The organism is Streptomyces palmae (genome assembly GCF_004684805.1).
GTDB classification, from domain to species: Bacteria; Actinomycetota; Actinomycetes; order Streptomycetales; family Streptomycetaceae; genus Streptomyces; species Streptomyces palmae.
Genome location: NZ_SRID01000471.1, coordinates 1 through 4,588, shown reverse-complemented (window position 1 = coordinate 4,588; position 4,588 = coordinate 1). Strand labels below are relative to the sequence as shown.

Here is a 4,588-nt window from a genome sequence, read left to right as displayed (position 1 = left end):
ACACCCACCCGTTCAGCTCCCCGAACGGCCCCCGGCACCGGAGGGCGGGCGGGCGGCGCCGATCGCCCGGTCCAACTCGGCCCCCTCGGCGGGGCTCATCAGCGACTGGGGTACGCGGAGCCGTACCGCGGCCTCCGGGAGGCGCTCGCCCCGCACGTCCAGCACGCTGACCACGGCCTCCCCCGGGCCCGGCGTGAGGCGCACCCGGTGGGCGAGCCGCTCGCGCACCTCCGCCGGGATCTCCTCGGGGGAGCCGGCCGCCAGGAACACGCCGACCCCGCGGGAGCCGAGCAGCCGCAGGGCCTGGGCGACCGCCTCACGCAGCCCCGGTGAGCCGCTCCCGAAGAGCAGGCCCGCCTCGTCGAGGCAGCACACCAGCGCGGGCTTCGGCACCTTCCCCACCTCCGGCAGTGCCCGGCAGAGGCCGGCCGACAGCCACACGCTGAGGGCGGCGCACTGCCGCGGCTGCTCTCGAAGCGCGGACAGGTCCAGTACGGAGACCAGCCCGCGCCCGTCCGCGGCGGTGCGTACGAACCGGTCGGCGTCGAAGGCGGATGCGCCGAAGAGCGCGGAGGCGGCGGGCCCCGCCGATGTGTCGGACCCCGCGTTCGCGCCGGAACCCGCGGAGGCGCCAGTGGCCGCCGACACATCGGAATCGGCCAACGCGCCCAAGCCCGCTGACCCAGCGGAATCGCCCGACGCACCGGACCCCGCCGACTCACCAGGCCCCGACGACGTACCGAAGAGCGCGCTCGCGCCCTCCCGCTCCATCGCAGCCAGCAAGTTCAGCGCCGCGACCAGGGCGGGGTCCGACGGCCGGCCCGCGTCCGTGCCACCCCCGCCAGGGGCGTACCGCTGGAGGGGGTAGCCGAGCGCGGTCCACTCCTCGCCGAGTTCGGCGGCGCGCCGCTCCAGGTGTTCGCTGCCCTCTCCGGGGTCGGCGAGGCCGTTCAGGGCACCGGTGAGGTCGGTGAGCAGGACCGGGACGCCGTGCGCCGAGAGTCGTTCCGCGATCAGCCGGAGCGTTCTGGTCCGATCGGTCCCGGCGCCGGTGATCAGGCCGTGCCAGGTCAGCAGGGGCAGCGGAACCCTGACGGGCACGTCGGGCAGGCAGGCGCCCTTCCAGAGCAGCGCGCCGAGGTCCAGGGCCGGTCCGCTGCCGGCGTAGCCCGCCACGAGGGCCGCCGTCGGGCCGTCAGAGGCGGTTCCCGCGGGCCCGGTGGTGGCGGGAGGCGGACTCTGGTTCATGCGTCTCTCCTGGTATGCGCTGTTTGCCACCTTCGCACTCCCCCGCCTTGGCTGCGCCGGAACCCTCTTGACCGGTAGGCTTTCCGTGTGATCTTCAAGCGCATCGGAAACGGGCGGCCGTACCCCGACCACGGCCGGGAAAGCACCCGCCAGTGGGCGGATGTTGCCCCACGCCCGGTACGTCTTGACCAGCTCGTCACCACCAAGCAGCAGCTCGATCTGGAGACGCTGCTCGCGGAGGACTCGACGTTCTACGGGGACCTGTTCGCCCATGTGGTGAAGTGGCAGGGCGACCTCTATCTGGAGGACGGGCTGCACCGGGCGGTTCGGGCGGCACTGCAGCAGCGGCAGGTGCTGCACGCGCGCGTGCTGGAGCTGGACTGAGCCACCCGACCGGTGGGCCGATCCGCTCAGTCGGCGGGCCGATTTGTGGCTCGTTCGGGTTACTCACACCCGAACAGTTGATCATTTAGTAGGCATGAGCTGACGACAGGATTACGCTGCGCTCATGAGCATGCTCACGCCTCCTGGAATGGGCGGAAAGTACCGCATCACGGGCAATCGCTATCCCCGGATGCGCCGGCCCCGGGGTCGGCGCCGCCTGGTGCTCGCCGGTGTCGGCGCGGCGCTGTCTCTCGGGCTGGTCGGCTGGGGCACCGTGCAGCTCATCGATGTGTTCACCGGTGGCAGCGACACGGCCCAGGCCGCCGGGCGAGACGCCTCGCACTGCCGGAAGGCTCCCGCCGCCCACACCTCCGCCGCACGGGCCAAGGCCCTGCCCAAGCCCGGTCAGATCACCGTCAACGTCTACAACGCGACCAAGCGCTCCGGGCTCGCCAAGGACACCGCGGACGTGCTGAAGAAGCGCGGCTTCCGGATCGGCAAGGTGGGCAACGCCCCGGCCGCGTACGACAAGAAGGTCAAGGAGCCCGGCCTGCTGCTGGGCGCTCCCTCGGCCTCCCAGGGGGCGTTCGAGGTGCTGGGCACCCAACTGGCCGGCACGCGCACCCAGCATGACGCGCGGTCGGGCAAGGACGTGGACCTCATCCTCGGCGACCGGTTCACCGATCTGTCCGGGCAGCGGGACGCGGACCGCGCGCTGACCGCCCTGGCCCACCCGGCTCCGGCCCGCGGCACCGCCGGCTGCTCCCGCCCGGGCGACTGACCGCCCCGTCCCATCGGGCCCGGCCCGAGGCACCGCCGGCCGCCTCACCCAGGGCACCCGACCCGAGGCACCGCCGGCCGCCCCGGACGCCGCGGCCGCCCCGGATGCCTCGGTCGGCGCCCGGAGGAACGACATCGCCCCGCCGCGCGTCTCGCGCGGCGGGGCGATCGGTTCGGGGCGGGTCGGCGTCCGGCTCAGCCCGCCGCGCCGTACATCCGGTCGCCGGCGTCACCGAGGCCGGGGACGATGTAGCCCTGCTCGTTCAGCCGCTCGTCCACCGAGGCGGTCACCACGGTCACCGGCGTGCCGGCCAGCTCCCGCTCCATCACCTCGACGCCCTCCGGGGCCGCCAGCAGGCACAGCGCGGTCACGTCGTCGGCGCCGCGGGAGATCAGTTCCTTGATCGCCGCGACCAGGGTGCCGCCGGTGGCCAGCATCGGGTCGAGCACGTACACCTGGCGGCCGGAGAGGTCATCGGGCATCCGGGTCGCGTAGGTGGATGCCTGGAGCGTCTCCTCATCCCGGATCATGCCCAGGAAGCCCACCTCCGCGGTGGGCAGCAGCCGCACCATGCCGTCGAGCATGCCGAGGCCGGCGCGCAGGATCGGCACCACCAGGGGGCGCGGGTGCGAGAGCCGGACTCCGGTGGTCGCCGTCACCGGGGTCTCGATGTCGACCTGCTCGATGCGCACATCGCGGGTCGCCTCGTACGCGAGGAGGGTGACCAACTCGTCGGCGAGCCGCCGGAAGGTGGGGGAATCGGTGCGCTTGTCGCGCAGCGTGGTGAGTTTGTGGGCCACCAGCGGGTGGTCGACGACATGGATCCGCATGACAACGACATTAACCGAGTTTCGGACGCCAGTACCCAGCCCCACCCTCCGCACCGTTCACCTCTCCGGTGGCATCGCACCACCAGTGCGGGGGAAAGCGGTCCAAAGGTCGTGCGGGGCGCCGGGGACCGGGACCGGCCCGACTGCCTCCCCCGATCCCCCAGGCAGCGTCGCCGGGACGGGTGGTGGGCGGCCGCGGAGGCGCGGGACGGGACCGACGAGGCCGGTGCGGCGCGCCCGGACGCGGAACGCCGCAGGCGGCGGGCGGTGTTCCCGCGCGAGTCGGGCGAGGGGGAGGCGCCGCCGGAGCGGGTACGGCCACGGCGCGCCGGTGGCGCGCGGGCGCGTCGGACCCTGCGCATGCGGACGTTCCGGTGGTAGTGAGCGTCATCTCGCGGGTCTGCTCCACGACGCAGCGCGGAAGACCTCTCGCTTCGGCGATGTTTCTGCCACGATTCCGAATGGACGGGGCTCCTCCCCGTCCGCCCCGGCACGCCTATGACCAGTGGGAGAGTCACGGTGTACTTCGCCGCACTGCTCGCGCGCACCGAAGACGGGTGGCAAGCGAGCGACACAGAGCTCGACAACGTGGAAACCCTGACGGACCTGGCCGATCTGGCCCGTGAGGCCGCGGTGGACGACGACGGCACGGTGCTGGCACTGATCGAACAGGAGGACGCGTGGTTCGGCGTGGTCCGCCTGGACGGCGAGGAGGATCCGCGCATCTACGTCTCCAACGCCGCCGTGGCCGCCCGCAGCTCCTACGGCGCCATGCTCACCGACGAGCTGCTCGGTCAGGACCAGGACGCCGACGACGAACTGGACCGCCTGGACCTCGACGGCACGGAGGACGGTGAGCCGGAGGCCGAGGACGACTCGGAGGTGGATGCCGAGGTGGTGCCGAACGGGCCGCTGGGCGACCTGGCCCTGCTGGCCGACTTCGGAGTGGACGAGAAGGAGCTGCTGTCCCTGGACACCGACGCGCTCGGCGCCATCGCCGACGCGCTGGGCTGTACGGACGTCCTGGAGGCGGTGCGCTGACCCGGCCGGGGGCGGCCGCCGCACCTGCCCTCGGCCCCAGCGGATGCCCCGGGCGCCTGCCGGTCCTCGGCCCTGCCGGGTGCCCCGGCCCTTGCCGTCCCGCGCGCGGCCCCACCAGGTGCCCCGGGGGGTGCCGTCCCGCGGCCCTGCCGGGTCCCCCGGTGCCTACCGTCCCGGGCCCCACCGGGCACCCCGGGGGGCCGTCCCCGGCCGGCCCGGGTCTCCGGCTTGCCGCCCCCGGCGCCCCTTCGGCACCGCGGGACGGGACGCCGTCCCGCGGCCGGACCCGGCCCCGGCCGCCCAC

Annotated in this window: 5 protein-coding genes; 3 read left to right on the top strand and 2 right to left on the bottom strand. The window is 74.0% G+C overall.

All coding sequences use genetic code 11. From position 1 onward, the window contains the following. Positions 1-12 precede the first annotated feature (12 nt). Positions 13-1,248, bottom strand: a complete 1,236-nt coding sequence (locus E4099_RS29385; RefSeq protein ID WP_135342151.1) for a helicase HerA-like domain-containing protein — start codon at positions 1,246-1,248, stop codon at positions 13-15. Positions 1,249-1,335: 87 nt separating this feature from the next. Between E4099_RS29385 and E4099_RS29380 the strand changes: the two genes are divergently transcribed. Then, the gene (locus tag E4099_RS29380) at positions 1,336-1,632 is read left to right on the top strand and encodes a type II toxin-antitoxin system VapB family antitoxin (protein ID WP_004943146.1); all 297 of its coding nucleotides are present in this window, start codon (positions 1,336-1,338) and stop codon (positions 1,630-1,632) included. 124 nt (positions 1,633-1,756) lie between these two features. Continuing rightward, positions 1,757-2,413: a LytR C-terminal domain-containing protein gene (locus E4099_RS29375; RefSeq protein WP_135342150.1), complete on the top strand. Its 657-nt coding sequence runs from the start codon at positions 1,757-1,759 to the stop codon at positions 2,411-2,413. A 194-nt stretch (positions 2,414-2,607) separates the two neighbouring features. Here E4099_RS29375 and upp read toward each other — a convergent pair whose 3' ends face one another. Beyond that, positions 2,608-3,243, bottom strand: a complete 636-nt coding sequence (upp, locus tag E4099_RS29370) for a uracil phosphoribosyltransferase (protein WP_135342149.1) — start codon at positions 3,241-3,243, stop codon at positions 2,608-2,610. Between the two features lie 519 nt (positions 3,244-3,762). On the opposite strand from upp, the gene E4099_RS29360 reads away from it, so the two are divergent. Next, positions 3,763-4,284, top strand: a complete 522-nt coding sequence (locus E4099_RS29360) for a tRNA adenosine deaminase-associated protein (protein WP_135342152.1) — start codon at positions 3,763-3,765, stop codon at positions 4,282-4,284. Positions 4,285-4,588: the final 304 nt, after the last annotated feature.

Coding starts and splice junctions, on each gene's coding strand:
- E4099_RS29385 (WP_135342151.1), bottom strand. CDS start 1,248: ATGAACCAGAGTCCGCCTCCCGCCACCACCGGGCCCGCGGGAACCGCC.
- E4099_RS29375 (WP_135342150.1), top strand. CDS start 1,757: ATGAGCATGCTCACGCCTCCTGGAATGGGCGGAAAGTACCGCATCACG.
- upp (WP_135342149.1), bottom strand. CDS start 3,243: ATGCGGATCCATGTCGTCGACCACCCGCTGGTGGCCCACAAACTCACC.